25 protein-coding genes are annotated in these 26,171 nt (G+C 65.0%); 9 read left to right on the plus strand and 16 right to left on the minus strand.

Annotated elements, in window-relative coordinates:
• Positions 1-14: 14 nt before the first annotated feature.
• Entirely contained in the window at positions 15-1,280 is a 1,266-nt protein-coding gene (locus ABIE57_RS00705) for an OmpP1/FadL family transporter (RefSeq protein WP_354537060.1), read from the minus strand.
• 269 nt (positions 1,281-1,549) lie between these two features.
• Here ABIE57_RS00705 and ABIE57_RS00710 point away from each other — a divergent pair, with 269 nt between their 5' ends.
• On the plus strand, positions 1,550-3,097 hold the full coding sequence (locus ABIE57_RS00710; RefSeq protein ID WP_354537061.1) for a trimethylamine methyltransferase family protein: 1,548 nt from the start codon (positions 1,550-1,552) through the stop codon (positions 3,095-3,097).
• Here ABIE57_RS00710 and ABIE57_RS00715 read toward each other — a convergent pair.
• Positions 3,052-3,384: a DUF6477 family protein gene (locus ABIE57_RS00715; RefSeq protein WP_354537062.1), complete on the minus strand. Its 333-nt coding sequence runs from the start codon at positions 3,382-3,384 to the stop codon at positions 3,052-3,054. The genes ABIE57_RS00710 and ABIE57_RS00715 overlap by 46 nt on opposite strands.
• 250 nt (positions 3,385-3,634) lie before the next feature.
• Between ABIE57_RS00715 and ABIE57_RS00720 the strand changes: the two genes are divergently transcribed.
• From ABIE57_RS00720 to lipA, 3 genes are all read left to right on the plus strand, one after another.
• Complete coding sequence (locus ABIE57_RS00720) at positions 3,635-4,723, plus strand: DUF6456 domain-containing protein (RefSeq protein ID WP_354537063.1); 1,089 nt, start codon at positions 3,635-3,637, stop codon at positions 4,721-4,723.
• Between the two features lie 41 nt (positions 4,724-4,764).
• On the plus strand, positions 4,765-5,724 hold the full coding sequence (locus ABIE57_RS00725) for a hydrogen peroxide-inducible genes activator (RefSeq protein WP_354537064.1): 960 nt from the start codon (positions 4,765-4,767) through the stop codon (positions 5,722-5,724).
• Positions 5,725-5,842: 118 nt separating this feature from the next.
• Positions 5,843-6,787, plus strand: a complete 945-nt coding sequence (gene lipA / locus ABIE57_RS00730; protein ID WP_454283702.1) for a lipoyl synthase — start codon at positions 5,843-5,845, stop codon at positions 6,785-6,787.
• 19 nt (positions 6,788-6,806) lie between these two features.
• Here the strand turns inward: lipA and ABIE57_RS00735 are convergent, their stop codons facing one another.
• Positions 6,807-7,502, minus strand: coding sequence for a DUF502 domain-containing protein (locus tag ABIE57_RS00735; RefSeq protein ID WP_354537065.1), 696 nt, complete (start codon positions 7,500-7,502; stop codon positions 6,807-6,809).
• A gap of 235 nt (positions 7,503-7,737) precedes the next feature.
• On the opposite strand from ABIE57_RS00735, the gene rpsB reads away from it, so the two are divergent.
• A complete protein-coding gene (gene rpsB / locus ABIE57_RS00740) occupies positions 7,738-8,517 on the plus strand; it encodes a 30S ribosomal protein S2 (protein ID WP_354537066.1) in 780 nt (259 codons plus the stop codon).
• Between the two features lie 73 nt (positions 8,518-8,590).
• Positions 8,591-9,463 (plus strand): translation elongation factor Ts, encoded by an 873-nt coding sequence (gene tsf, locus ABIE57_RS00745; RefSeq protein ID WP_354537067.1) that lies wholly within the window; start codon positions 8,591-8,593, stop codon positions 9,461-9,463.
• A 362-nt stretch (positions 9,464-9,825) separates the two neighbouring features.
• On the opposite strand, the gene ABIE57_RS00750 is transcribed toward tsf, so the two are convergent.
• The 5 genes from ABIE57_RS00750 to ABIE57_RS00770 all read right to left on the minus strand — a co-directional run bounded on the left by ABIE57_RS00750 (position 9,826) and on the right by ABIE57_RS00770 (position 15,238).
• A complete protein-coding gene (locus ABIE57_RS00750; RefSeq protein ID WP_354537068.1) occupies positions 9,826-10,581 on the minus strand; it encodes a LuxR family transcriptional regulator in 756 nt (251 codons plus the stop codon).
• A complete protein-coding gene (gene aroQ, locus ABIE57_RS00755; RefSeq protein ID WP_354537069.1) occupies positions 10,578-11,021 on the minus strand; it encodes a type II 3-dehydroquinate dehydratase in 444 nt (147 codons plus the stop codon). Before aroQ ends, ABIE57_RS00750 begins: the two co-directional genes overlap by 4 nt.
• A 204-nt stretch (positions 11,022-11,225) precedes the next feature.
• Positions 11,226-12,629, minus strand: coding sequence for an MATE family efflux transporter (locus ABIE57_RS00760; RefSeq protein WP_354537070.1), 1,404 nt, complete (start codon positions 12,627-12,629; stop codon positions 11,226-11,228).
• Between the two features lie 88 nt (positions 12,630-12,717).
• Positions 12,718-13,992 (minus strand): NAD(P)/FAD-dependent oxidoreductase, encoded by a 1,275-nt coding sequence (locus tag ABIE57_RS00765; protein ID WP_454281510.1) that lies wholly within the window; start codon positions 13,990-13,992, stop codon positions 12,718-12,720.
• Between the two features lie 22 nt (positions 13,993-14,014).
• A complete protein-coding gene (locus tag ABIE57_RS00770; protein WP_354537071.1) occupies positions 14,015-15,238 on the minus strand; it encodes an acyl-CoA dehydrogenase in 1,224 nt (407 codons plus the stop codon).
• A 104-nt stretch (positions 15,239-15,342) separates the two neighbouring features.
• On the opposite strand from ABIE57_RS00770, the gene ABIE57_RS00775 reads away from it, so the two are divergent.
• Positions 15,343-16,254, plus strand: coding sequence for a LysR family transcriptional regulator (locus ABIE57_RS00775; protein ID WP_354537072.1), 912 nt, complete (start codon positions 15,343-15,345; stop codon positions 16,252-16,254).
• A 9-nt stretch (positions 16,255-16,263) separates the two neighbouring features.
• Here the strand turns inward: ABIE57_RS00775 and ABIE57_RS00780 are convergent, their stop codons facing one another.
• From ABIE57_RS00780 to hisI, 4 genes are read right to left on the minus strand one after another with little or no spacing between them, the layout of a single operon-like run.
• The gene (locus ABIE57_RS00780) at positions 16,264-17,304 is read right to left on the minus strand and encodes an ATP-binding protein (protein ID WP_354537073.1); all 1,041 of its coding nucleotides are present in this window, start codon (positions 17,302-17,304) and stop codon (positions 16,264-16,266) included.
• 6 nt (positions 17,305-17,310) lie between these two features.
• A complete protein-coding gene (locus tag ABIE57_RS00785; protein ID WP_354537074.1) occupies positions 17,311-17,832 on the minus strand; it encodes a gamma carbonic anhydrase family protein in 522 nt (173 codons plus the stop codon).
• The gene (gmk, locus tag ABIE57_RS00790) at positions 17,829-18,470 is read right to left on the minus strand and encodes a guanylate kinase (RefSeq protein WP_354537075.1); all 642 of its coding nucleotides are present in this window, start codon (positions 18,468-18,470) and stop codon (positions 17,829-17,831) included. Before gmk ends, ABIE57_RS00785 begins: the two co-directional genes overlap by 4 nt.
• A 28-nt stretch (positions 18,471-18,498) precedes the next feature.
• Positions 18,499-18,867 (minus strand): phosphoribosyl-AMP cyclohydrolase, encoded by a 369-nt coding sequence (gene hisI / locus ABIE57_RS00795; RefSeq protein WP_354537076.1) that lies wholly within the window; start codon positions 18,865-18,867, stop codon positions 18,499-18,501.
• Positions 18,868-18,933: 66 nt separating this feature from the next.
• On the opposite strand from hisI, the gene ABIE57_RS00800 reads away from it, so the two are divergent.
• A complete protein-coding gene (locus ABIE57_RS00800) occupies positions 18,934-19,389 on the plus strand; it encodes an iron-sulfur cluster assembly scaffold protein (RefSeq protein ID WP_354537077.1) in 456 nt (151 codons plus the stop codon).
• Positions 19,390-19,492: 103 nt separating this feature from the next.
• Positions 19,493-20,710 (plus strand): HAMP domain-containing protein, encoded by a 1,218-nt coding sequence (locus ABIE57_RS00805; RefSeq protein ID WP_354537078.1) that lies wholly within the window; start codon positions 19,493-19,495, stop codon positions 20,708-20,710.
• Between the two features lie 178 nt (positions 20,711-20,888).
• Here the strand turns inward: ABIE57_RS00805 and ABIE57_RS00810 are convergent, their stop codons facing one another.
• From ABIE57_RS00810 to ctrA, 4 genes are all read right to left on the minus strand, one after another.
• Positions 20,889-21,038 carry a hypothetical protein gene (locus ABIE57_RS00810; RefSeq protein WP_354537079.1) on the minus strand — a complete coding sequence of 50 codons (150 nt, stop codon included), beginning with the start codon at positions 21,036-21,038 and terminating at the stop codon, positions 20,889-20,891.
• Positions 21,039-21,098: 60 nt separating this feature from the next.
• Positions 21,099-23,189 carry an ATP-dependent DNA helicase RecG gene (gene recG / locus ABIE57_RS00815; RefSeq protein ID WP_354537080.1) on the minus strand — a complete coding sequence of 697 codons (2,091 nt, stop codon included), beginning with the start codon at positions 23,187-23,189 and terminating at the stop codon, positions 21,099-21,101.
• On the minus strand, positions 23,186-25,306 hold the full coding sequence (gene ligA / locus ABIE57_RS00820) for an NAD-dependent DNA ligase LigA (RefSeq protein WP_354537081.1): 2,121 nt from the start codon (positions 25,304-25,306) through the stop codon (positions 23,186-23,188). Before ligA ends, recG begins: the two co-directional genes overlap by 4 nt.
• A gap of 63 nt (positions 25,307-25,369) precedes the next feature.
• Positions 25,370-26,089, minus strand: coding sequence for a response regulator transcription factor CtrA (ctrA, locus tag ABIE57_RS00825; RefSeq protein WP_354537082.1), 720 nt, complete (start codon positions 26,087-26,089; stop codon positions 25,370-25,372).
• Positions 26,090-26,171: the final 82 nt, after the last annotated feature.

The following is a 26,171-nucleotide window of genomic DNA, read 5'->3' on the forward strand; positions in this document are numbered from 1 at the left end:
TGCGCAAGTGTGGCCTACCAGCGATAGCTCAGGCCCGTGACGACCTCGTTCTGATGCATCCGGATCTTGACGTTCTGGGGCGCGCCGGTCAGCGCCGGGTTCGACCCGCTGAAGCTGTTGGAGACGGCATGGGTATAGGCGACTGTCGCCTCCCAGCGGTCATTGAGCGCATAGCTGCCGCCGACCGAGATGTGCCATTGAGGCGTGCCGGGGGCGATGGTGTTGATCACCACTTCGCCATCGTTCGAGATGAAATCGGTCGAATAGCTCACGCCGCCGCGCAGCGTGAGCCGGTCGGATTTGCGCCAGATCGCGGCCAGCCTCAGGATATCGACATCCTCCCAGCCGAAACCAAGGCCACCGGGCGCGCCAAGCGGGCCACCCGGCGGCGCGCTCGGGTTGGCAATGCTGTCAACCTCGCCATAGAAAATGCGTTGATATTCGCCTGTAAAGGTCCAGTCCGGCAGGGCGGCGGGGGTATAGGCGGCACCAAGCGTCAGCATGGCAGGAATGTCAAAATCGCCGCCATCGGCAAATAGCCCGCTGTATTTGTCAAAGCGCGACATCTGGATACGGCTGCGATAGGCCGCACCCAGGGTCCAGGCCTCGCTTGCCTCGTAAAGCAGCCCGAGATTGACGCCGCCCCCGGTAGACCAGTCATGGCCGCGATTCGTCACCTGACCGGGGGCTGCCGAAAACCCGGGATTGTCGAAAGCCTCAAGCCCCTCGGCCTTGAACCGCTGCACGGCCAGAATGGGCGAGATGCCGAGACTCAGCCGGTCCGTGACCTGATAGGCGAGGTTCGCCGTGATGAATGCCTGCTCGAGATTGACGCCAAGCGGCGCAGACCCCGCGCCGAAGCCCGCAAAGAAATTCGTGTCGAACTCGGTATTCATGCCGCCATTGCCGAAGACAAAAAGCCCAAGAGTGGCACGCGACCCCAACTCGAAATTGGCCCCGCCGCAGGGGATGACGAAAACATCGTTCTGCGACTTGAACTTGCCCGGTATGAGCGGCCCGCCGGGGGCGATGGTCACGTCCCGGTCCGGTGCGAAAAAAGTCAGGCAGAGCGCCGCGCTGTTGCCGACCTTGACGCCGGTGGCCGGGTTTTGCGCCATGCCCAGAACGCCGGTCGGGACGGCGACGCCCACACCCGCCATGCCCTTGGACTGACCGCCATAGCCATTGGCGAAATAGCCATTGGTGGCCAGTGCGGGGCCGGCAAGCGCGCCGAGTGCCAGGGCTGCGCCAATGCGCAGAGTCTTGGAAAAACATGTCATGGAGTGTCCCCGGATCGCAGGCGCCGTCTTTGCAGCACCACATTCATATCCGTGCGTATCTAGGACAAGGAGGCGCGCCGCTCCATTCTCTTTTACCACTGCGGGGGAGAAAAACCTTCCGGTCATGGTGTTTCGGTCACATGTCGTTTTCACGTCGCACGCGCCGCTATCGGCCACTGAGACGCTCGTCAGGCGGGTTAGAACCCGTCAAAGCCCGCCCGTGCGCGGGCGTCTTCGACTCGGGGTCCGGCTCAGCAAAGGGGGCTTTCATGGCAGAGGCAGCAACGCAAGGCAGACGGGCACGGGGCGGCGGCGGGGCCGCGCGACGGGCCGAGCGCACCGCCGTGAGCGTCGAGACCGCGCACTATATCGAGCGCAATATCCCCAATTTCGAGGTGCTGACCCAAGAGGCGCTCGAGATCATCGAGTGGAACGCCGATACCGTGCTCGAAGAGATCGGCGTCAACTTCGTGCAGAACCCCGCCGCGCTCGAACGCTGGCGGCAGGCGGGGGCCGATGTGCAGGGCGAGCGCGTGCGCATCCCGCGCGGTCTGGCCCGAAAGCTTTGCGCCACGGCCCCGTCCAGCTTTACCCAGCACGCCCGCAACCCCGCGCGCAATGTCGAGATCGGCGGGCGCAACCTCGTTCTGGCCCCGGTCTACGGCCCGCCCTTCGTGCATGACATGGAGAAGGGCCGCCGCTACGCCACCATCGAGGATTTCCGCAACTTCGTGCGCCTTGGCTACATGTCCAAATGGCTGCACCATTCCGGCGGCACGGTCTGCGAGCCCACCGATATTCCGGTGAACAAGCGCCATCTCGACATGCTGCTGGCGCATATGACGCTGTCGGACAAGCCGTTCATGGGATCGGTGACAGAACCCAGCCGCGCGCAGGACAGCGTGGACATGGCCTCGATCCTCTTTGGCGAGGCGTTCGTGCAACAGAACACGGTGATGACCAGCCTCATCAACGTCAACTCGCCGATGACCTTTGACGATGTCATGATGGGGTCATTGGAGGTCTACGCCGCCAACAATCAGGCCAGCATCATCTCGCCCTTCATCGTCGGCGGTGCCATGGCACCGACCACGGTGGCGGGGACGCTCACGCAGGTGCTGGCCGAGGTGCTCGCGGGCATCGCCTACAGCCAGCTTGTGCGCCCCGGCGCGCCGGTGATCGCGGGCGCGTTCGTCACCTCGATCGACATGAACAGCGGCGCGCCCACGTTCGGGACGCCCGAGGCCGCGCACATCACTTATGGCGCGGGGCAGTTGGTGCGCCGGCTGGGGCTGCCCTATCGCTCGGCGGGGGCGTTCACCGGCTCCAAGCTGCCCGACGCGCAAGCGGCCTACGAGACCTCCAACAGCCTCAACATGGGGCTGCTCGCGGGGGTCAATTTCATGCTGCATTCCTGTGGCTGGCTGGAGGGGGGGCTGGTGTCGTCCTTCGAGAAATTCGTCATGGATGCCGACCAGCTTGGCGCGCTGCACCATCTGGCGCTTGGCGTTCACATGGACGAGAACGGTCAGGCAATGGACGCGATCCGCGAGGTGGGGCCGGGCGGGCATTACCTTGGCTGCGCGCATACGCAGGCCAATTTCAAGTCGGCCTTCTGGCGCTCGGACCTGCTCGATTACAAACCCTATGAGACATGGTCCGAGGAGGGCGGGCGCGACACGATGGCGCTGGCCAATGCGCGGGTCAAGAAACTGCTGGCCGATTACCAGCAGCCCGCGCTTGACCCGGGCATCGGCGAGGCGCTGGCCGACTATGTGGCGCAGCGCAAGGCCGGGATGCGCGACGCCTTTGGCTGAGGCGCGGGCGCGTCGGCCAGGCTCCGTGCCTCAGCCATCAGGGCAATCAATATCGTGACATGACGCGCGGCGCTGTAATGGGCGGCGCGCGTCTTGCGGTCCTGCTCCTCGGCTGCCTCGATCTCGATGAGCCGCTCCAAGGCCGGGGCCGGTGCGGGCGGCGATTGCACCCCGAGAAGATGCTGCAGAACGCGGGCACGGTCATAGTGCTCGGCCCCGATGCGCGCGGCGCGCACCATGAGCGGCGGGCGGCTCAGCCGGACAAGTCTTGCGCGGATATCATGCATTCTCGTGCCTCCACAGGGATCATGTGAGGGAAGCCTTGCACGGGTGTGTGCGGTGTTGCGTCACGCTGCTCACCGGCGCACGACGGTCCTGTGAATTGTTTACGATTTGTAAACGAAGGTTGATTTTACGGAAACAGTTAACGAACCGGTAATCATTGCCCGCTTAAGTTGCACTCGCCATGTGGATAACCTTGTGGATAACCTGGGCGGCGTGTCTGAGCCGCCGCAGGCCGAACTCTGGGGAATTGTGATGCAACAACAGCTTACCACCAAACCGACCCAGCCGAAGGTGCCCGCCTGGGTGCCCGAAGCGGCGCGCCATTATCTCGCCCATACCGAGAGTGGCGCGTCGATACGCGATCTTGCCAGACGCTCGGGGAAACATGCCTCGACCGTCCTGCGCCAGATCCGCGCCTTCGAGACACGCAGGGATGATCTGCTTGTGGACGAGGCGCTGCGGCGGCTTGGGAAGGGGGGCGGCGCGGCAAGGCAGGCCGGTTCTTCAGCCAAGGAACGCTGCATGACCCGTCAACCCGATACCCATTCCGAAATCCCGTTGAGCGTGGCGCGGCTCCGGCAGGAGGCACGGCGCGTGCTGCGGCGGCTTTGCGAGCGCGGCGCGTTGCTGGCGGTGGCCTCCGAGATGGACAAGGCCGTCGTGGTGCGCGAGACCGAAACCGGCACCACCCGCACCGCCGTGGTGGACCGCGATGTGGCCGAGGCGCTGGCGCTCAAGGCCTGGATCGCCTGCGACGCGCCGGGGCGCATCTCGCGCTATCACATCACCGCCAAAGGCCGCGCGGCCCTTGGCGAATTGCTGGCCGAGGAGGAAAACGCCGCCACCGGACTGCGGGAACCGGCGGTGATCCTGACCGAGGACGGGACCGAGGCGCGCCCGCAACGCCTTGCGCCGAGCGACACGCCGCTTGCCGCGCTGGCACGGCGGCGCGACAAGGACGGCACACCGTTTCTCGGCGCCGATCTGGTGCGCGCGGGCGAGCGGCTGCGCGAGGATTTCGAACTGGCGCAGATGGCCCCGCGCATGGCGCAGAACTGGGATCATTTCCTGACCCATGTAGACGAGGACGGGACCGTGCCCGACGCGTCCGGCTACGGGGCCGAGGCGGCGCGCGCGCGGCTCATCGGCGCGCTGCGGGATCTGGGGCCGGGGCTGGGGGATGTGGTGCTGCGGTGCTGCTGTTATCTTCAGGGGCTGGAGACGGCAGAGCGCAAGATGGGCTGGTCCGCGCGCTCGGGCAAGATCGTGCTGCGCATCGCGCTCCACCGGCTCAAGCGTCATTACGAGAGGCTGGGCGCGCAGGCGGACATGATCGGCTGATCGCCCTTGCACGCAGGCCGCGCCCGCCCGATCATGGCGCGATGAACATCACGCTGCGGCAACTTGGCTATTTCAGGGCTCTGGCCCAACACCGCAATTTCGGGCGGGCGGCGGAGGCGGTGCATGTCTCGCAGCCCGCCCTGTCGGTGCAGATCCGCGAGCTTGAGGCGACGCTCGGCGCGCCGGTGGTGGAGCGGCGCGCCCGCGACATCGCGCTGACGCCCTTTGGCCGAAGGGTGCTGGCCCATGCCCTGCGGGTGCATGCGGAAATGCAGGCGCTGGAGGAGACCGCACGCTGGCGCGACGGGCTGGCGGGCGAACTTGCGCTTGGCATCATCCCGACCATCGCGCCTTATATCCTGCCCGGCGCGCTGGCGCGGCTGCGCGCGCGCGACATCCTGCTTGACGTGCGGGTGCGCGAGGCGCGCACCGAGGATCTGGCCGCCGATCTGCGCGCAGGACGGATCGACGCGGCGCTCATGGCACTGCCCTTGCCCTGCGAGGGGCTGGAGGCGGTGGCGCTCTTCGAGGACCGGTTCCTTCTGGCGGGCAGCGCGGCGCGGCTGGCCGCCCTTGGCGACGCGCTGGACGCGCTCGATCCGCGCGCCCTTGGTTCAAGCCCGATTCTTCTGCTGGAGGACGGGCATTGCCTGACCGATCAGGCGCTCGAGGTCTGCGGGCGGGGCAGGGGACACGCGCAGATCGACACCGGGGCCTCATCGCTCGGCACGCTGGCGCGGCTGGTGGCCGCCGGGTTCGGCCTGACGCTCATTCCTGAAATGGCGGCGGAGACCGAGGCGCGGGCGGCACCGGGGCTGGAACTGCGCCGCTTTGCAGCCCCCGAACCCGCGCGCCGCATCGCGCTGGTGCGCCGCGCGGGCGCGGAGCGCGCGCAATGGTTCGACGATCTGGCCGAGATCCTGCGCGCGGCCGGTCTGGCGGCCACGGGCACGGCCCGCGACGTGGACGCCGCGGGCCGCCGAACACCGGGACACTCGTGACAGCGGTGGCACCGTTTACACAGGCGCATACCGGGATGCGGCAACGCCTCACTGGCACTCTCCACCGCTGTCGCTTATACTTTGCAAAGGTTACCAGTCCATTCGCGGGGAAAATATCGTGCGCGATCTCAAACTGCCCGGCGGCCGGCACCCCGAAAAGGCGCACCGCCCCGACAATGCCCAACCGAAAAAGCCCGACTGGATCCGGGTCAAGGCCCCGACATCGAAGGGCTATTTCGAGACGCGCCGGATCATGCGCGAGCACAAGCTGGTGACGGTCTGCGAGGAGGCAGGCTGTCCCAATGCGGGCGAATGCTGGGGGCAGGGGCACGCCACCATGATGATCATGGGCGAGATCTGCACGCGCGGCTGCACCTTCTGCAACGTCGCCACCGGCAAGCCGCAAACGCTCGATGCGTTCGAGCCGGGGCGCGTGGCCGACGCGGTGCAGAAGCTGGGGCTCAAACATGTTGTGGTGACCAGCGTGGACCGCGACGACCTGGAGGATGGCGGGGCAGAGCATTTCGCCCAGACCATTCGCGCCATCCGCCACCGCGCGCCGGGAACAACCATCGAGATTCTCACCCCCGATTTCCTGCATTGCGCCGACAGCGTGCTTGAAACCGTGGTTGCGGCCAGACCGGATGTGTTCAACCACAACCTCGAAACCGTGCCCGGTCTTTATCCATCGGTCCGCCCCGGCGCGCGCTATTTCCACAGCTTGCGCCTGTTGCAGCGGGTCAAGGAGCTTGATCCGACAATGTTCACCAAGTCGGGCATCATGGTCGGCCTCGGAGAAGAGCGGCAGGGCGTGCATCAGGTGATGGACGACATGCGCGCGGCGAATGTCGATTTCCTGACCATCGGGCAATATCTGCAACCCACGCCCAAGCATCACGCGGTGGCGCGTTTCGTGCATCCCGATGAATTCGCCGCCTACGAAAAGGCGGCCTATGGCAAGGGGTTCCTGATGGTTTCGGCCACGCCGCTCACGCGCTCAAGCTATCACGCGGGCGAGGATTTCGCGCGGTTGCGCGCGGCGCGTCAGGCGAAATTCGCCTGATACGGGGGGGACAGGGGGATCAGGCGCGGCGACGCGTGGCGTCATCCTCGGGTTTGCGATCCGGCGGATAGACGAGCCCCGCCGAAATCACCAGCTTGGCCGCGTCCTCGATGCTCATGTCGAGCATGATCACGTCTTCGCGCGGGAAATAGAGCAAGAAGCCCGAGGTCGGGTTGGGCGTGGTCGGCACAAAGACACTCAGCAGGTCGCTGGCGGTCTGCGCCTTCTCGTTGATCTCACCGCGCGCCTCGGTCGAGATAAAGCCGATGGCCCAGATATCCTTGCGCGGATACTGCACCAGACAGGCCTTCTCGAAACTGCGTTCGGATTGCGCGAACACCGTTTCGGCGATCTGCTTGACGCCCGAATAGATCGACCGGACCACCGGCATCCGGTTGACAAGCGATTCCGCGAAAACGATCAGCGAGCGCCCGATCAGCCCCTTGGCGATCCAGCCCACCACAATCGTGAAGATCAGGAAGATGATGACACCGACCCCGCGCAGGTTGATGCCGATATATTGCTCGGGCTTGTAGCCCTCGGGGATGAGCGGCAGCACCATGCCATCCACCCAGCCCGCCACCGTCCAGATCAGCCAGAGCGTGAGCCCCACGGGCGCGATCACCACGATGCCCGTGAGGAAGCTGGCGCGTAGTCCTGACAGGCGCTTGGGTTTCCTTGGCTCCGGGGTCAATTCGTCGAAAGGCGTATTCATGTCAAATCCATCGCGCGGCCACGCCGCTATCTAGGCACGAAAAACCCACGCCACAATGACCGAATCGCGCGGGCTGCATATCGCTTGCACCCGTCCGCGCAGGGCGCTATACGCGCGGCATTGTAAATCCGCAGGCATGGGCGGGCCCTCGGGGGAGACATCCCCGAACGGTCCACCGGTTGAAGCATCCGCTTCTCATCCCGTGCCAAGGCGCAAACCGGAAAAGGAAACGAAAATGGCTCTTCCCGAGTTCAATCTGCGTCAGCTTCTGGAAGCTGGCGTTCACTTCGGCCACCAGACGCAACGCTGGAATCCCCGCATGGGCGAATTCATCTACGGCGCGCGCAACGGCATCCACATCATTGACCTTACGCAGACCGTGCCGATGCTCGACGCGGCGCTCAACGTCATCCGCGAGACCGTGGCCAAGAACGGCCGTATCCTCTTTGTCGGCACCAAGCGGCAGGCGGCGCAGCCGATTGCCGAGGCGGCCGAGAAATGCGCACAGTATTACATGAACCACCGCTGGCTGGGTGGCACGCTGACCAACTGGCAGACCGTTTCGAAATCCATCCAGCGCCTGCGTGAGATCGACGAGGCACTTGAAACCGGTGCCGAGGGCCTGACCAAGAAAGAGCGTCTTGGCATCGAGCGCGACCAGGCCAAGCTTCAGGCCAGCCTTGGCGGCATCCGCGAGATGGGTGGCGTGCCGGACCTTCTGTTCGTGATCGACGTCAAGAAAGAGGCGCTGGCGATTTCCGAGGCCAACAAGCTGGGTATCCCGGTCGTCGCCGTGGTCGATACCAACTGCTCGCCCTCGGGCGTGGATTACATCATCCCCGGCAACGATGACGCCGCCCGCGCCATAGCACTTTACTGCGATCTCGTGAGCCGCGCCGCGCTTGACGGCATGTCCGCCCAGCTTGGCGCTGCCGGTGTGGATGTGGGCGCGCTCGAGGAGGCCCCGGTCGAGGACGTTCTGGCCGAACAGATCACCGAGCCGGCCGAGGGCTGAGCCGTCACGAAACCGTCATGGGGGCAGGGCTATCTCGCCCCCTGAGACCCGCTAGACTTTGAGGAGATCCCCGATGGCGATCACTGCTGCAATGGTGAAGGAACTGCGCGACAGCACGGGCGCAGGCATGATGGACGCGAAAAAGGCGCTGACCGAGACGGGCGGCGACATGGAGGCGGCCGTGGACTGGCTGCGCACCAAGGGCCTGTCGAAGGCGGCCAAGAAATCCGGGCGCACCGCCGCCGAGGGCCTTGTCGCCGTGCGCGTCGATGGCGGCGTCGGCGTCGCGGTCGAGATCAATTCCGAGACCGATTTCGTCGGCAAGAACGCCGAATTCCAAGCGATGGTCGCCGATGTCGCCGGGGTCGCCCTTGGCGTCTCCGATCTCGAGGCGCTGAATGCTGCCGAAATCAACGGCAAGACCGTTGCCGACACGATCACCGACAAGATCGCCAAGATCGGCGAGAACATGTCGTTGCGCCGCATGGCGCGGGTCGAGGGCGCGGGCGTCGTGTCCTATGTCCACAATGCTGCCGCCGAGGGCATGGGCAAGATCGGCGTTCTTGTGGCGTTCGATGGCGACGAGGGATTTGCCCGTCAGGTCGCCATGCATATCGCCGCCTCGAACCCTGCCGCCCTTGACGAGGCGGCGCTTGATCCGGCGCTGGTCGAGAAGGAGCGTCAGGTTCAGATCGACATCGCGCGCGAATCGGGCAAGCCCGACGCGGTGATCGAAAAGATGATCGTGGGCCGGATGAAGAAGTTCATGGCCGACTCGACCCTGCTCGGTCAGGCCTTCGTCATGAACCCCGATCTGACGGTCGAGGCGGCGGCCAAGGAGGCAGGCACGGCGATCAGCGGTTTTGTGCGGCTCGAGGTCGGCGAAGGCATCGAGAAGAAGCAGGAAGATTTCGCCGCCGAAGTGGCCAAGGTTGCCCAGGGCTGACAGATACGGCGCTTTGCGCGAAAGGCTCCCGGTTTCGGGGGCCTTTTTTATTTGCGAACGCTCGGAGCAGGAAAGGCGCGGTGCGCTCCCGAAGGAGCGCACCGCCTGAACCGGTCGCAAAATGGGGATGAAACGACGGTCAGAAGCGCCGACTGCCTCTCTTGACTATAAAGAGATGCAGCCGGCATCCGGCAGAACCGGTGGGGATTGGCCCCTCGAAAAACCAGAGAGATGAGCCTTTCCCCAATGTCCCAAGCTTAAAAGCCACCACTCACGGAACATTGATAGTGTGCCCTTTTACCTAGCGTAAAGGAAGTAAGGAAATCCTTACCGCAGATGATTCATTTGATTTTGAAATAAAATTACCGGTCGAGGACGAAAATCTGGTTCTGAAATGCTGCTTTCAGAACAGCCTGAGCCGTGGTTTCGACCGAAAGCGCGTGGCGGGCAAGGCGCAGATGCTTTTCCACCGTGGCAGGCGTCAGCCCCATGAGAATCGCAATGTCCTGCACCGCTTTGCCATCGCCGACCCAGCCCAGCACCTCGCGCTGCCGCTCGGTAAGCGGGCGTTTGGGCGAATCGTAGGGCAGGGAGAGGATGCAGCGATGCGCGATATTGTTGAGCGCAAGGATCGTCGCGCCATGCGCCTGCCAGAGCGCGTCGACCTCCGCCTGCGTCATGCACGCGCGCGCCGTCAGCGCAATCGCCGCCTTCATGCGCGGGCGCAGCGATTTGAAGCTGATCGAATAGCCCGCCGTGACATCGTGCTTGCGGTTGAAATCAATCACCGCACGCTCTTCACAGGTGAAATCGTTCGCGACAAAGCGCGGTGCCAGAAGCGACCAGGAACACGCCCCGTCATGCTCCAGCGACCAGCGCACCATCGGAGCGTGGAAATAGAGCCCGCCATGCACAAAACCTTCGATATAGGCGGGCGCATGATTGGTGAGGACGATGAAATCATCCGGATTCCCGAGCGAGGTCGAGGTGCGGAACTGTGTGCAGCCGTAAAGCAGCCGGTCAAAGCCGTAATCGGCCATGGTGCGGGTGTGGATGTCCCACAACTCCTCCATGGTCGTGGCGTCGAGCAGCCGGGTAACAGCCGCAGGCTCGATCATCCGGCCCGCTCCAGATGGCCGCGCATCGCGTCGATGGCCAGGATATATCCCTGCGCGCCGAAGCCGCAGATCACACCAAGCGCAACCTTGGATATATAAGAGATGTGGCGAAAGCTCTCGCGCGCGTGGACATTGGACAGGTGCAGCTCGATCGTCGGCACCTCGGCCGAGCTGATCGCATCCATCAACGCGATCGAGGTGTGGGTATAGGCCCCGGCATTCAGGATGAGACCGCCATGACGCCCGCGCGCGTCGTGAATGGCATCGACCAGCGCGCCTTCATGGTTGCTCTGCGCGAAATCGAGGTCGATACCCAGCATCTCTGCATGGGCGCGGCACATGGTCTCGATGTCCGCCAGTGTCGTGCGGCCATAGACCTCTGGCTGACGCGTGCCGAGCAGGTTGAGGTTCGGGCCGTTGAGAATCAGAATGGATGGCATGCGAAACGCTCCTTTACCCATGGGAATAAACCGGCTGGCGGGTTTCTGTCGAGAGCCGGAGGCGGGAAAGTCACGTCAATGCCGCGTTTTGAACTCAACCGTTCAATTATCTGATTTGGCGCGATATTCCGAACAGGACGCGTCTTCGTGGCAGACATTAATATTACATAATACTGATTATGCGCAATTCATGTGCACTGCCTGTCACCGGTAACTGCGATGCGAGACGACCTGCATCCGCTGATCCGGGCATGTATGATGCGCGCCAAGCGGGTCGCGACACGGGGCCTCGATCACCCGAAGCCCCAGCCACAGACCGACCACCGCGAACACCGCGCCGCCAACAGCCTGCCCCACAAGCACGCCCTCGGCCCCCCAGATCATCCCGAGGCCAACCGCAAACGGCCAGGTGCCAAGCGTGTTGCGCCCCCAGTTGACCACCGTCGAATATCCCGGATGTCCGAGATTGTTGAAGGCCGCATTGGAGACGAAGATCGCCCCGTTGAAGATCATCGCCAGCGCCAGTGGGCCCATGAAAAGATATAGCAGATCCCGCATCTTGCCGGTCGCATCGAACAGATCGGCGACCGGCTCCCGCACAAGGAACAACAGTGCCGAGACACCCAGAACGTAAACTGTCAGAAAGCGCAGCCCCTCCCGGAATGTGCCCAGAACACGGTCCATCCGCCCTGCCCCGAAATTCTGCGCGAAGATCGGCCCGAGCGCGCCCGACAGCGCCAGGATCACCGCAGAAACAAACGGCACCAGCCGGTTGATCACCGCCATGCCCGCCACCGCGTCCGAGCCGTGGCGCGCCATCTCGCGCGTGACGATGGCCGTGCCGACGGGTGTCGCCACCGTGGCCAGCATCGCGGGTAGCGCGATGCCGAGCGCGTCTTTCAGGTCGCGCCGCAGACAGGGCAGATCGGGCCAGCAGAACCCCCGATGACCCTTCTGCGCCAACCACAAGGCCATCGTAGCCGTGGCCAGACGCGCCAGGACCGTCGCAATCGCCGCCCCGTCCAGGCCAAGCCCGACTGCGAAGATCAGGATCGGATCGGCCACGCCGTTGACCAGAGCCCCAAGCAGCGATGGCGTCATCGCGTCCCGCGCGTCGCCATGGGCGCGCAACACCGCCACGGCCACCATCGCCAATCCCGAGAGTGCCGTGGTCGGCAGGATGATCCAGAGATAGCGCGCGGCAAGGTCTGCCACCTCTCCTTCGGCCCCGAGCAACCCGAGAATGGCATGAATATTCGGCAAGGCCAGAAGCGGCAGCAGGGCACCGAACGCCACCGCCACCACAGCCGTGCTGGCCGCGTGTTCGGCGGCCAGACGCTTGTTGCCCTGTCCCAGGCCCCGCGCCACGAGTGCGCCCGCCGCGATCGACAGGCCGATATTCATCGCGCTGGCAAAGAACATCACCACCCCGGCATAGCCCGCCGCCGCCGCAAGCTCGGCCTGGCCCAGCATCGAGATGAAGAGCACATCAATCAGGTCGACGGCAAAAATCGCCGCAATGCCCAGGCTCGACGTGACCGACATGACGGTGACATGCCGGAAAAGATTGCCTTGGGTAAAGCGCGCGTCGGTATCGGTCAGGGCCATGGGGCGCTCCGGTTTGTTTCGCAGGCAGATAGGCGCGCGCGCGCGCATCGCCAAGCCGGGACCCGGTCACAGGTCCTGTGCGAAAATGTCATGAGCGGGCGGCGGCGAAATGGGCCAGCCGCGCGCCTGTCTCATAGAACAGGGTCTTGAGGCGCACGAAAGGTTCGTGGTGGCCCTCAATCACGGGCACCGGCAAGGCGGTTTCGCTCTGCTCGATGAGCGCGTGCGCCACGGCGCGGCCAAAGACCGTTCCCGGCCCGATCCCTCTCCCGGAATATCCATATATTGCAAAGGCATTGGGGCCGAACCTACGAATTCTGGGAAGGTGGTCCCCGGTCATCGCGATGCGCCCGGACCAGGTGTGCTCGATCCCGGCACCCCGCAAACGTGGATAGAGTTGCGCCAGCTTGCGCCGCGCCCAATCCTCATGGATGCGCCCGCCTCCGCCCATGCCGCCGAGGATCAGCCGCCCGGCACGATCACGACGCAGCGAGGTCATGATCAGTCCGGTATCCCAACACCCCTCTCCATTCATGAGAATATCGCCGGCAAGATTATCCCCGAGCGGCTCTGTGGCGATCTGGAAATACTGGACGATCGGCACCTTCGGAACCGGGGTCTGGTCGATCGGCTGATGATAGGCATTGGTGGCGACGATCAGGGAACGCGCACGCAGCTTGCCGCCGCTCGTGCGCAGGATCCATTGCCCCCCCACTTGCTGCACCGCAACGACCGGGCTTTTCTCATGCAGCCGCGCGCCCGCGTCCTGCGCCGCCCGGGCAAGTCCGCGCGCGTAACCAAGCGGCTGAATCGTCCCCGCGCGCGGATCATAAAGCGCGCCATGGAAGCGGTCAGACCCGGTGCGCCGCGCCGTCTCTGCGGCGTCCAGAAGGCGCACGGGTGCCCCTCGCGCTGCAAGTTGCGCCGCCCTGTTTTCCAGATCTTTCAATCCGTTGCGCGCATGTGCAAGGTGCAAGGTCCCGGCGCGCACCGGCTCGCACGCCATTGCGTGACGCTCGATCAGATCGAACACCATATCAGGCGCGGCTGCGAGAGCCGCGTTGAGCCGCTCGCCTGCCGCCGGCCCGAGCCGCGCGTTCACCGCCTCGGGCGGCAGCCAGAGCCCGGCATTGACCAGCCCGACATTGCGCCCAGAGCCGCCATGCCCCACGGTCTCGGCTTCCAGAAGCGTGACTTCGGCCCCCTGCTCCGCCGCCGCCAACGCCGCAGAGAGCCCGGTATATCCCCCGCCGATGATCGCCAGATCGACGCTTCGCTCACCTTGAAAGCTGGCCGCATCAGGGGCGCTTACCGCCGTCTTGCCCCATAGATTGCTCGTGACCGACCCATGAGTTTTTTTCAGGATAACTCCCCCCGCCTGCGCATCAGAAAAATGCCTGAAGCCCGGTCTGCGCCCGACCGAGAATCAGCGCATGAACATCATGCGTGCCCTCGTAGGTGTTGACCGTCTCAAGGTTGACCATATGGCGAATAACCTGAAATTCCTCGGAAATTCCGTTGCCGCCATGCATGTCACGGGCGTGGCGGGCAATCTCCAGCGCCTTGCCGCAATTGTTGCGCTTGATCAGGCTGATCATTTCGGGCGCGGCGTTCGCCTCGTCCATCAGGCGTCCTACGCGCAGGCAGGCTTGCAGCCCAAGCGCGATTTCGGTCTGCATATTGGCGAGTTTCAACTGGAAAAGCTGCGTCTGCGCCAGCGGGCGGTTGAACTGCTTGCGGTCGAGGCCATATTGCCGCGCGGCGTGCCAGCAGAATTCGGCGGCCCCCATCACCCCCCAGGCGATGCCGTAGCGTGCCCGGTTCAAACATCCGAAAGGCCCTTTAAGCCCTTGAACATTTGGTAAAAGTGCAGAGTCCGGCACCTCGACACCGTCCATCACGATCTCGCCCGTGACCGAGGCGCGCAAGCTCAGCTTGCCACCGATTTTCGGCGCGCTCAGCCCCTTCATGCCCTTTTCCAGCACAAACCCCCGGATCTTGCCGTCATGTGCCTCGGACTTGGCCCAGACCACGAACACATCGGCAATCGGGCTGTTGGAAATCCACATCTTCGATCCGGTCAGACGATAGCCACCGTCAATGCGCACCGCACGGGTTTTCATGCCTGCAGGGTCGCTGCCCGCATCCGGCTCGGTCAGGCCGAAACAGCCGATCAGCTCGCCACTGGCCAGTCCGGGCAGGTATTTGCGCCGCTGCTCCTCCGAGCCATAGGCATAGATCGGATACATCACGAGCGAGCTTTGCACGCTCATCATCGAGCGATAGCCCGAATCAACGCGCTCGATCTCACGCGCGACCAGACCGTAGCTGACGTAATTGCTGCCAAGCCCGCCATATTCTTCGGGAATCGTCGTGCCAAGCAGGCCCATTTGCCCCATCTCGCGGAAGATGTCCGGATCCACCCGTTCTTCACGATAGGCGTCGATGACGCGCGGTTGCAGGACCTCCCGCGCGAATGTGCGCGCGCTCTCGGCAATCATGCGCTCCTCTTCGGAGAGTTGATCGGCAAGGCGGAACGGATCGCTCCACTCGAAAGAGTGAAGATCCGGTGAATCCTTGGCGCGCAGGGTCGGTGCTTCCACGTTCATGGCAGCCTCCTTATGAGAATTGTTACGGCTTTCGGACAGACTACACTAGCAAAACCAACCGGAATAACGATATTTTCACATGAAACCATGAGATTTACGCAAGTATGACTCTGCCCCGTCGTTTCCTCCCCTCGATTTCCGCGCTGCGCGCATTGGAGGCGCTCGACCGTCTCGGCAGCGCGACAGCGGCGGCGGAGGAGTTGGCGCAAACACAAAGTGCAGTCAGCAGGCAATTGAAAACATTGGAGGAACAACTTGGCGTATCCCTGTTTCTGCGGCAAGGGCGGCATATCCGTCTGACACCGGAAGCGGCCACTTATGCCGCAAAGGTGCGGGCCGCCTTGCAGCAGATCGCCCAGGCCTCGGTCAGGCTGACGGTTAATCCGCTCGGCGGCAGCCTCAGCCTTGCAATCCTGCCCACGTTCGGCATGCGCTGGCTGGTGCCGCGCCTCGCCGATTTCGCCCGGCGTCACCCGGAGGTGACGATCAACCTTTCCACGCGATTGCGTCCGTTCAACTTCGCCTCGCAAAACTTTGATGCAGCTATACATTTTGGACAAGCGGATTGGCCGGGAACGACTGCGCTCCGCCTCAGGAGCGAGGCGGTTCTTGCGGTGGCGGCCCCCGATCTTCTTGCCCGATACGGTGCCATTGCCGACGCGGCGGACATGCTCCGCCTGCCGCTCCTGCATATCGAAACCCGGCCCCATGCCTGGGCGGAATGGTTTGCGGCGCATGGCGTGACCGAGGCGCGGCCAGGCGGCACGGTCTATGATCAATTCTCAACCATAACGCAGGCCGCGCTGCACGGGTTGGGAGTGGCGCTCTTGCCGGATTACCTGACCGAACAGGATCTTGCCACGGGACGCCTTGCCGTGGCCTGGGGCGACAAGACGCTCATGACCGGCGCGTATTACCTTGTGTGGCCCGAGGCGAATGCGCGCGATCCGGCGCTCCTGACGTTCCGCAACTGGCTTGCCGGGCAGGCCGAGGACGAAGACAACCTGCCGCGCTGATCCCCGATCTCAGCCGTTCCAGCGCGGCAGGATCACCGAAAACGTGCTGCCCTGCCCCGGCTCAGACGCAATCCGAAGCCGTCCGCGATGGCGGTTGACGATGTGCTTGACGATGGCAAGGCCAAGCCCCGTCCCCCCCATCTCGCGCGAGCGATGCGTATCGACACGATAGAACCGCTCGGTCAGGCGCGGAATGTGCAGCGGGTCGATGCCGGGACCATGGTCGCGCACGCTCGCCACGATGGCCGGCATCCGCAGGGTGGCATCGCGGGCGTGATGCTCCAGCGTGATCTCCACCTGGTTGCCCTGTCCACCATATTTGATCGCGTTCTCCAGCAGATTGGTAAAGACCTGCTGCAACTGATCGGCATTGCCGGGCACGACAAAGCCCTGCCCGCCCGAGAATTTCATGGCACAGCCGCTTTCGTGCCCGAGAGGGCGCAACATCGTCATCACCGTGCCGATGATCCCCGCGAGATCGACCGGCTCGCGCGGGCGGATACGCTCCTCGCCCTCGACCCGGCTGAGCGACAGCAGGTCATGCACCAGCCGCTCCATCCGCGCCGCCTCGCGGCCCATGATCGCCAGAAACCGGTCGATGGCGGCCTGATCGTGGCGGGCGGGGCCTTGCAGCGTCTCGATGAACCCGATGAGCGCGGTGAGCGGCGTGCGCAACTCGTGGCTCACGTTGGCCACGAAATCGCGACGCATCTGCGCGGCCTGCTCGCGCTCGGTCAGATCCTCGAAGGCAACCAGCACGCCGCGCGCCGACGCCCCCGCATCCACATGCGCCACATGCACCTGAAAGGTGCTGTCGCGCCCGCCCTCGGATGTCTGATAGGTGGTGCGTCGCGCCTGCCCGTCGCGCCCGGTCTGCTCGATCGCGTCAAGCACGTCGGGCTGCCGCAGCGCAGTCAGGAAATGCCGTCCCTCGATGCCCTGCCCCAGCATCTCGCGCGCCGCGGCATTGGCGGCATGGATGCGCTCGTCCGGCCCGATGAGCAGCGCCGCGAAGGGCATACCGGCAAGGACCGAGCCAAATCCCTGCATCGCGCGTCAGACCGCCCGCAGCCCGGCGCGAAACCGGCGCATGTTGTCCTGGTAATGCTGTGCGGCGGCCCGCAGACCGGCAATCGCCGCCGCGTCGAGCGCGCGCACCACGCGCCCCGGCGCCCCCATCACAAGGCTGCCATCGGGGATCTCCTTGCCCTCGGTCACGAGCGCGCCTGCGCCGATCAGGCAATCCCGCCCGATCCGCGCGCCATTCAGCACCGTGGCCCCCATCCCGACAAGGGTGTTCTCGCCGATCGTGCAGCCATGCAGCATCACCTTGTGCCCGATGGTGCAGCCCGCCCCGATCACCAGCGGATAGCCCATATCCGTATGCATCACGGTGTGTTCCTGCACATTCGTGCCCGCGCCCACATGGATCACCTCGTTGTCGCCGCGCAAGGTGCAGCCGAACCAGACCGAGGCCCCGGCCTCCAGCACCACCTTGCCGATGATATTGGCATCAGGGGCGACCCAGGTCTCGGGATCTAACTGCGGCGCATGGCCGTCAAGGGCGTAGATGGTCATTGCATCCCCTCGAATTCGGCGTGCAGCGCACGCACATGATCGGTCAGCCACGGCTGCTGCGACCGGCGCAGGCGCGTCGCCTCGATGATGGTTCTCAGCTTTGCCTCGGTGGCGTCAAGGTCTTCGTTGACCAGCACGAAGTCATAGCCGTCCCAATGGCTGATCTCGTCCCAGCTCTTCTGCATCCGCCGCGCGATCACCTCGGGCGCATCCTGCCCGCGCGCCTGCAAGCGGCGATGCAATTCGCGGATCGAGGGCGGCAAGAGGAAGATCGACAGCGTATGCGGCCCGAGGTCCGAGTTGCGGATCTGCTGCGCGCCCTGCCAGTCGATGTCAAAGAGCACATCGTTTCCTGCGTCGATCGCCGCCTGCACAGGCCCCGTGGGCGAGCCGTAGAAATTGCCGAAGACATGCGCGTGCTCCAGCATCTCTCCGGCCGCCACCGCGCGTTTGAACGCCTCTTCGCGCAGGAAATGGTAATCCCGTCCCTCCACCTCTCCCGGTCGCGGCGCGCGCGTGGTGGCCGAGACCGAGAACCGCAAACCGGGATCCCACGCCCGCAGGCGCTGCGACAGCGTCGACTTGCCCGCCCCCGAGGGCGAGGAAAGGATGATCAGAAGTCCCCGTCGCGCGCCCATGCCTTGCCCTTCATCGTTCTGAAAATACTCATTGCGCGCCCGCCACAGGTGCCATGATCTCGGTTTCCGCGCCGTCGCGCAGCGCGAGGTAGAAACACGACCGCCGGTTGGTGTGACAGGCAGGCCCGGTCTGACGCACCTGGAGCAAAAGGCAATCGCGGTCGCAGTCGATGCGCATTTCCACCAACTCCTGCACATGGCCCGAGCTTTCGCCCTTGACCCAGAACGCGGCGCGCGAGCGGCTCCAATAGGTCACGCGCCCCGTCGCGAGCGTTCGTGCCACGGCCTCGGCATTCATCCAGGCCATCATCAGCACTTCGCCGGTCTCCGCCTCCTGTGCGATGGCCGGAATGAGGCCCTGCGCATCATACTTTAGTGTCGCGGGGTCGAATCCCATGGCGAAATCCTTTTGCATCGGGGCGTGTCGGGTCTATTTATGGGGCAACGGACGAAAGGGAAAGCCATGAGCGGCGAAACCGACCTGATCAAGCTCTATTCCGCGCGCATCCTCGCACTGGCCTCGGATATTCCGCGACACGGGCGGCTGGATGCGCCGCAGGCCAGCGTCAAGCGCCGCGCGCCGCTCTGCGGCTCGACCGTGACGGTCGATCTCTCGATGTCCGAGGGCCGCGTCAGCGACTATGCCGCCGAGGTGCGCGCCTGTGCGCTCGGTCAGGCGGCGGCGAGCGTGGTGGGGGCCAATATCCCCGGCTGCGATCTGGCGCAGGTGCGGGGTGCGCGCGATGCGCTGCGCGAGATGCTGAAATCAGATGGTCCCACCCCACCCGCGCCCTTTGACGGGCTCGAGGTGCTGCGCCCCGCGCGCGACTACAAGAACCGTCATGCCTCGATCCTCCTCACGCTCGAGGCTGCCACCGAGGCGATGGAGGAGATCGCGGCGCAGACCTCCTGCGCCTGATTGTGTCAGACCGCTCGCGCATTTGCGTCGCGCGGTGAGGGGCGTTTCACTTTCCCTTTCGCTTTTCGTGCCTAGTTGCTCTGGTAACAGCGAGGGATCTGACATGGCCCAAGGCCCGCTCGACGAGAAAAGCCCGCTGATCGGGCGGTTCGACCAGTCCTTTCTCATCCACATGATCCGCGATTTCTTCGTGCTTCTGGTGCTCGTCACGGTGCTCGAATTCGCGCTCAAGGCGGGGATGGTCTATTACGGCTTTCGCGTGAAGGGACCCGACGTGGTGCAAGAGGCCGCCGCCACCATTGCCGACGATGTGCGCTCGATCATGCGCAACGAGGGCGGGCCGGTGGCAGCACGCACGCTCTATCCGATCCTCGAACGCAACTGGGGCGATCTGGGCTATCGCATCGCCATCACCCCCTCACCGGTCACCGTCACCTCCATCGAGGCGGGCTTCGGCTTTACCCCTGAGGGCATCCCCCAGGGCGATTGGCCTGCGCGCCAGCACAATATCGCCCAACAGCCCATCACGGCCGAGCCCTTCTGCCTTGCCTGCCATACCGAGGCAAATGTCGGCGATGTGCTGGGGGCGGTGGTGGTGCGGCGCGATCTGGCCACGGATTTCGCCGAATGGGTGAGCGACATGCGCCTCTCCGCCACGCTGTCGGTGGGCAAGATCGTGCTGCATTCGGTGCTGCTCTTTCTCATCCTGCGCGCGCGGCTCGAGCCGCTTCTGGGCCTGCGCGCGGTGGTCAGCAACCTCGCGCGCGCCTATGGCGGGCTGACGCATCGGGCCGAGATTCGCACGGCGGACGAATTCGGCGTGCTGGCGCGCGATTTGAACCTGTTTCTCGACCGGGTCTGCAAACTGATGGAGGAGCTTGACGCCGTGCTCGCGCGCGTCGTTGCCGTCAATGCCGATATCGTCAGCATCCAGAGCGAGTTGCGCGACCGGATCGACGGGCTCACCAGCCGGATCCGGCGGCTTGAACGCTCGGCGATGATGAGCGCAAAGGCCGAACCGCGCCTGTCGCAAGCCTGGTTCGATGCGGCGCGCAGTGCCGTGCGCACGCTCGAGGAAAAGAGCGGCGCGCGAGAACTGGAAGGTCTCGTCGGGGATCTGCACGCCGTGGTCAGCAATGCCGAGGCGCAGATCGCCACGACCGAGCGCGTCTTTGCCGATCTGGGAGAGTTGGGCGACGAGAGCGACAAGCTCAAACGCGCCATGTCGGAGATGATCCGGCTGGAAGAGCGGATGCGCGGGATCGTCGAGACCGGGTCGGTTCTGGTGCAGCGGATCAATCCGCCGAAGGATGACCGATGAAAAAAACCGCCGCACGTTCCGGGGAACGGCGGCGGATCAGTGGCCGGTTACGCGGCCCATGGGGATAAATCGGGCGGAATGAGGCAAACCCGAAACCCTTGGGACAGGCAGAGTGCACGATCCCCGTGTTGGGACAGGGGGGACCGGCAAGAGCCGCGCACCGGCAGGCAGAAACCGGTCAGAACATCGCGGGCAGGTAGAGCGCGCCAATAAGCGTGACCATAAGGGCAACGGCCCCGATCGCATCGCCAAGGAGCGTGTCCCCGGCGCGGGCAGCGGTTGTCCTGATCTGGTGCAACATGGCGTGTTCCTCCGTGATGTTGCTCAAGTGTTCTCATATTGACAGGCCAATGTAAAGAACTTTATGAGAACAAATGAGAACAAAACGCTATCCCACGGAAATCAGCCGGATCGCCTGATCGCGCTCCATCAGCCACAGGAGCACCCGCGCCGCCTGTCCGCGCGGCGAGGCAAGGTCGGGGTCACCTGCCAGCAATGTGCGCGCGTCCGACTGGGCCACCGCCATCAACGCCGATTGCGCCTCGAGATCGGCCACGCGAAACCGCGGCAGCCCGGATTGCGCCGTGCCGATGAGATCGCCCGCACCGCGCATCTCGAGATCGACCTCCGCGATGCGAAACCCGTCCTCGGTGTCGCGCATCGTCTCGAGCCGCCGCCGCCCGCCCTCGGACAGGGGTGCCTGATACATCAGAAGGCAGGTGGAGGCCGCCGTGCCGCGCCCCACCCGCCCGCGCAACTGATGGAGTTGCGCCAGACCGAAGCTTTCGGCGCGCTCGATCACCATGATCGAGGCATTGGGCACATCCACCCCCACTTCGATCACAGTCGTTGCCACCAGCACCGATGTCTCGCCACGCTGAAAGCGCGCCATGGCCGCGTCTTTCTCCTCGGGCGGCATCTGGCCATGCACCAGCCCCACGCGCCCCTCGCCAAGCGCCGCGCGAAGGCGGCGATACCGCTCTTCGGCGCTGCTGAGGTCCACCGCCTCGCTTTCCTCGACCAGCGGGCAGACCCAATAGGCCTGCCGCCCCTCGGCAATGGCGCGGCGCAGGTGATCCACGACCTCGTCCATCCGGCCCGTGTTGACCAGCGCGGTCTTGATCGGCAGCCGGCCGGGCGGTTTCTCGTCCAGCACGCTCACATCCATGTCGCCATATTGCGCCAGCGCAAGGCTGCGCGGGATGGGCGTCGCGGTCATCACCAGCACATCGGCCTGCGCGCCCTTTTTGCCCAGCTCCAACCGCTGGCGCACACCGAAACGGTGCTGCTCATCGACGATGGCAAGGCGCAGGTCGGCAAATTCCACATCCTTCTGAAAGACCGCATGGGTGCCCACGAGAATATCGATGCCGCCCGCCGCCAACGCCCCGAGTTTGGCCGTGCGCGCGGCCCCCTTGTCGCGGCCCGTGAGGATCTCAAGCCGCACGCCCGCCGCCTCGGCGAGCGGTGCAAGCCCCTGGAAATGCTGGCGCGCGAGGATTTCCGTGGGGGCCATCAACACCCCCTGCCCGCCCGCCTCGACCGCGATCAGAAGCGCCTTGAACGCCACCAGCGTCTTGCCCGCGCCGACATCGCCCTGAAGCAGGCGGTTCATGCGCATGGGCTGGCCCATATCGGCGGCGATATCGGCAATCGCGCGGGTCTGCGCATTGGTCAGCGCGAAGGGTAACGCCTTGATGACCCGTGCCTGCAACGCGCCGGTTCCCACGGTCGCGCGCCCCTTGGCGCGGCGCAGCTTGGCGCGCGCAAGCGCAAGGGTGAGTTGATGCGCCATCATCTCGTCATAGGCCAGCCGCTCGCGCGCGGGGTGCGCAGGCGACAGGTCGCGCAGCGAGGACGGGGCGTGCGCCGCGCGCAGTGCCTCCTTCCAGTCGGGCCAGCCGGCCTGCGCCTTCTGCGCGGGGTCGATCCATTCGGCAAGGTCAGGCGCGCGCAAAAGCGCCGCCTGCGCCGCCTTGGCCATCACCCGCTGCGTGACACCGGCGGTCAGCGGATAGACCGGCTCGAAATCGGGGATCTCGCCCGCCTCCTCGATGGGCAGGACATGATCGGGATGCACCATCTGCGCGATACCGTCGAAAAGCTCGACCTTGCCCGAGACAATGCGCCGCGCGCCCGTGGGCAGCAGGCGGCGCAGGTGATCGCCGCGCGCGCGGAAAAAGATCAGGTGAAAGCTGGTCGCGGCATCCTCGACCACCACACGGTAGGGACCCGTGGGGCGCGCGGGCGCATCATGGCGGCCCACCACCACCTCGACCGTGACCACGCCGGGGATTTCGGCCCCCTGCACGGTGGCGCGGCGGCGGCGGTCCACCCCGGACCAGGGCAGCGTGAAAAGAAGATCGCGCGGGTGGGTGATGTCGAGCGTGGCAAGATGCTTGGCGGTCTTCGGCCCCACGCCGTCAAGCGTCTCGACCCCCGCGAAAAGCGGAAAAAGGATCGCGGGCCGGGTGCTCACGCGGCCCCGATGAGGGCAAGCCAGGCGTCCTCGTCGATCACCTCGATGCCGATCTCCGCGGCCTTCCTGGCCTTGGACCCCGCCCCCGGTCCGGCAATCAGCAGATCGGTGCGCGCGCTGACGCTTCCCGCCACCTTGGCACCCATGGCTTCGGCGCGCGCCTTTGCCTCGGCGCGGGTCATCTTTTCGAGACTGCCGGTGAAAACAAGGGTCTTGCCCGCGATGGGGCTGCCGGACGTATCGGGGCGTGCGGCGGGCTCGATGGTGAGGTGGCGGGTCAGACGCTCGATGCTCGCACGTTCATGCGGCTCGGTCATGGCCTGCGCAAGGCTTGTCGCCATCGCCTCGCCCACCCCGTCGATGCCCAGAAGCCGCTCCCAGTCGGGACCCTGAAGATCACGGGCCGCGTCCATCGCGGCGGTGAACTCGGCCCATGTGCCGTAATGGCGCGCAACAAGGCTGCTCGCCTGCTCGCCGACATGGCGGATGCCAAGCGCGAAGAGAAGCCGCGCGAAGGGAATGGTGCGCTTTTCGTCAATCGCGTCGAAGAGATTACTGGCGCTCTTCTCGCCCCAGCCCTCGCGGTTCTTCAATTGCTGAAGGCCCTGCCCGAACCGCTCTCGCAGCGTGAATATCTCCGCAGGCTCGGTGATCCAGCCGTCCCGATAGAACGCCTCGACCTGTTTTGCGCCCAGCCCCTCGATGTCAAACGCGGCGCGGGAGACGAAATGCTTGAGCCGTTCCACCGCCTGCGCGGGGCAGATGAGCCCCCCCATGCAGCGGCGCACCGAATCGCCCGGCTCGCGGCGCGCGTCCGAGCCGCACTCCGGGCAGGTGGTGGGAAAGACGTAAGGCGCGGCACCGGCGGGACGTTTGGCAAGGTCCACATTGGCGATCTTGGGGATCACATCGCCCGCGCGATAGACCTGCACCCAATCACCCTCGCGGATGTCCTTGCCCTCCCGGATCGGACCGCCCCGGTTGTCGCGCCCGGCGATATAGTCCTCGTTATGCAGGGTCGCGTTGCGCACCACGACACCGCCCACCGTGACCGGGCTGAGCCGGGCGACGGGGCTGAGCGCGCCGGTTCGGCCGACCTGAATGTCGATGGATTCCAGCCGCGTCCAGGCCAGTTCAGCGGGGAATTTATGCGCAATCGCCCAGCGGGGAGTGGTCGAGCGAAAGCCGAGCCGCGCCTGCAAGCCAAGATCGTTGACCTTGTAGACCACCCCGTCGATATCATAGCCGAGCGTGGCGCGGGCCTGTTCGATGCGCCGGTAATGGGCGATGAGCGCCTCGGGCCCGTGACAGAGCACGGTGAGCGGGTTGGTCTGGAAGCCGAGCGCGGCGAGCCGCTCGATCGCGCCCATCTGCGTCTCGGCGAGCGGCGCGGAGGTCGCGCCCCAGGCATAGGCGAAGAACCGCAACGGACGCGCGGCGGTGATCGTGGCGTCGAGCTGGCGCAGCGACCCGGCGGCAGCGTTGCGCGGATTGGCGAACGGCTTGTCAGCCCTTTCGGCCTGCCGCGCATTGAGCGCCTCGAAATCGTCGTGACTCATGTAGACCTCGCCGCGCACCTCGAGGAGGTCGGGCGCGCCTTCCAGCGCCTCGGGAATGTCGGCGATGGTGCGGGCATTGGCGGTGACGTTCTCGCCGGTCTCGCCATCGCCGCGCGTGGCCGCCTGAACGAGGCGGCCCGCCTCATAGCGTAGGCTCAGGCTCAGCCCGTCAATCTTGGGCTCGGAGGTATAGGTGAGCGGAGCGTCGTCGCCCAGGCCGAGATAACGGCGGATGCGGACATCGAATTCGGTGATCTCTTCGGCATCGAAGGCGTTGGCAAGGCTGAGCATCCGCTGGCTGTGCCGCACCTTGGCGAACCCCTCGGCGGGGGCCGCGCCCACCTGACCGGACGGGCTGTCGGCACGCCGGAGCGCGGGAAAGCGTGCCTCGATCGCGGCATTGCGTGCCTTGAGCGCATCGAACGCCGCGTCGGACATGATCGGCGCGTCCTCGGCATGATAGGCCGCATTGGCGCGCGCCAGCAACGCGGCCAGCCGTGCCAGTTCCGCGCTTGCCTGCGCCCCGGTCAGGCGCTCGACAGAAATCTCTTCGGACATCGGCCCCTCCGTGATCCGCCCAACCGAGTGATAGGGCGGCGGCGGGGCGAGGTCCAGACGCGCTCAGGCACCGATGGCGAGCGGTGCGCCGCCGGAGCGCGCGGCAGGTTCGGGATCGCGCAGCACATAGCCGCGCCCCCAGACCGTCTCGATGTAGTTCTCGCCGCCGGTCGCCTCGACCAGCTTCTTGCGCAGCTTGCAGATGAACACGTCGATGATCTTGAGTTCGGGCTCATCCATGCCGCCGTAGAGATGGTTGAGAAACATTTCCTTGGTCAAGGTGGTGCCCTTGCGCAGGCTCAGAAGCTCGAGCATCTGGTATTCCTTGCCCGTGAGATGCACCGCCTGCCCCGCCACATCGACCGTCTTGGCGTCGAGATTGACGTTGATCTTGCCGGTGCGGATCACCGATTGCGAATGGCCCTTGGAGCGCCGGATGATGGCATGGATGCGCGCCACAAGCTCGTCGCGGTGAAACGGCTTGGTAAGGTAGTCATCCGCGCCGAAACCGAACCCCTTGAGCTTGCTTTCGGTGTCGTCCGTGCCCGACAGGATCAGGATCGGGGTGGAAATCCGCGCCAGCCGCAATTGGCGCAACACTTCGTGCCCGTGCATGTCCGGCAGGCCGAGATCGAGAAGAATGAGGTCGTAATCGTAAAGCTTCGCCAGATCGATCCCCTCTTCGCCCAGATCGGTCGTGTAGACGTTGAGATTGGCATGGGTCAGCATCATCTCGATGCTCTTGGTTGTGGTGGGGTCATCCTCGACGAGCAATACACGCATAGGTCTGTCTCCGTTCAATGGTGCCGCTTTGTTCACAACACTGAGCAGAAATGGTTAATCTAGCGTTACCACCGGGAAACAT

It is taken from the genome of Roseovarius sp. MBR-6 (genome assembly GCF_040547525.1).
Classification (GTDB): domain Bacteria; phylum Pseudomonadota; class Alphaproteobacteria; order Rhodobacterales; family Rhodobacteraceae; genus Roseovarius.

Coding starts and splice junctions, on each gene's coding strand:
- ABIE57_RS00705 (WP_354537060.1), bottom strand. CDS start 1,280: ATGACATGTTTTTCCAAGACTCTGCGCATTGGCGCAGCCCTGGCACTC.
- ABIE57_RS00710 (WP_354537061.1), top strand. CDS start 1,550: ATGGCAGAGGCAGCAACGCAAGGCAGACGGGCACGGGGCGGCGGCGGG.
- ABIE57_RS00715 (WP_354537062.1), bottom strand. CDS start 3,384: ATGCATGATATCCGCGCAAGACTTGTCCGGCTGAGCCGCCCGCCGCTC.
- ABIE57_RS00720 (WP_354537063.1), top strand. CDS start 3,635: ATGCAACAACAGCTTACCACCAAACCGACCCAGCCGAAGGTGCCCGCC.
- ABIE57_RS00725 (WP_354537064.1), top strand. CDS start 4,765: ATGAACATCACGCTGCGGCAACTTGGCTATTTCAGGGCTCTGGCCCAA.
- ABIE57_RS00735 (WP_354537065.1), bottom strand. CDS start 7,502: ATGAATACGCCTTTCGACGAATTGACCCCGGAGCCAAGGAAACCCAAG.
- rpsB (WP_354537066.1), top strand. CDS start 7,738: ATGGCTCTTCCCGAGTTCAATCTGCGTCAGCTTCTGGAAGCTGGCGTT.
- tsf (WP_354537067.1), top strand. CDS start 8,591: ATGGCGATCACTGCTGCAATGGTGAAGGAACTGCGCGACAGCACGGGC.
- ABIE57_RS00750 (WP_354537068.1), bottom strand. CDS start 10,581: ATGATCGAGCCTGCGGCTGTTACCCGGCTGCTCGACGCCACGACCATG.
- aroQ (WP_354537069.1), bottom strand. CDS start 11,021: ATGCCATCCATTCTGATTCTCAACGGCCCGAACCTCAACCTGCTCGGC.
- ABIE57_RS00760 (WP_354537070.1), bottom strand. CDS start 12,629: ATGGCCCTGACCGATACCGACGCGCGCTTTACCCAAGGCAATCTTTTC.
- ABIE57_RS00770 (WP_354537071.1), bottom strand. CDS start 15,238: ATGAACGTGGAAGCACCGACCCTGCGCGCCAAGGATTCACCGGATCTT.
- ABIE57_RS00775 (WP_354537072.1), top strand. CDS start 15,343: ATGACTCTGCCCCGTCGTTTCCTCCCCTCGATTTCCGCGCTGCGCGCA.
- ABIE57_RS00780 (WP_354537073.1), bottom strand. CDS start 17,304: ATGCAGGGATTTGGCTCGGTCCTTGCCGGTATGCCCTTCGCGGCGCTG.
- ABIE57_RS00785 (WP_354537074.1), bottom strand. CDS start 17,832: ATGACCATCTACGCCCTTGACGGCCATGCGCCGCAGTTAGATCCCGAG.
- gmk (WP_354537075.1), bottom strand. CDS start 18,470: ATGGGCGCGCGACGGGGACTTCTGATCATCCTTTCCTCGCCCTCGGGG.
- hisI (WP_354537076.1), bottom strand. CDS start 18,867: ATGGGATTCGACCCCGCGACACTAAAGTATGATGCGCAGGGCCTCATT.
- ABIE57_RS00800 (WP_354537077.1), top strand. CDS start 18,934: ATGAGCGGCGAAACCGACCTGATCAAGCTCTATTCCGCGCGCATCCTC.
- ABIE57_RS00805 (WP_354537078.1), top strand. CDS start 19,493: ATGGCCCAAGGCCCGCTCGACGAGAAAAGCCCGCTGATCGGGCGGTTC.
- ligA (WP_354537081.1), bottom strand. CDS start 25,306: ATGTCCGAAGAGATTTCTGTCGAGCGCCTGACCGGGGCGCAGGCAAGC.
- ctrA (WP_354537082.1), bottom strand. CDS start 26,089: ATGCGTGTATTGCTCGTCGAGGATGACCCCACCACAACCAAGAGCATC.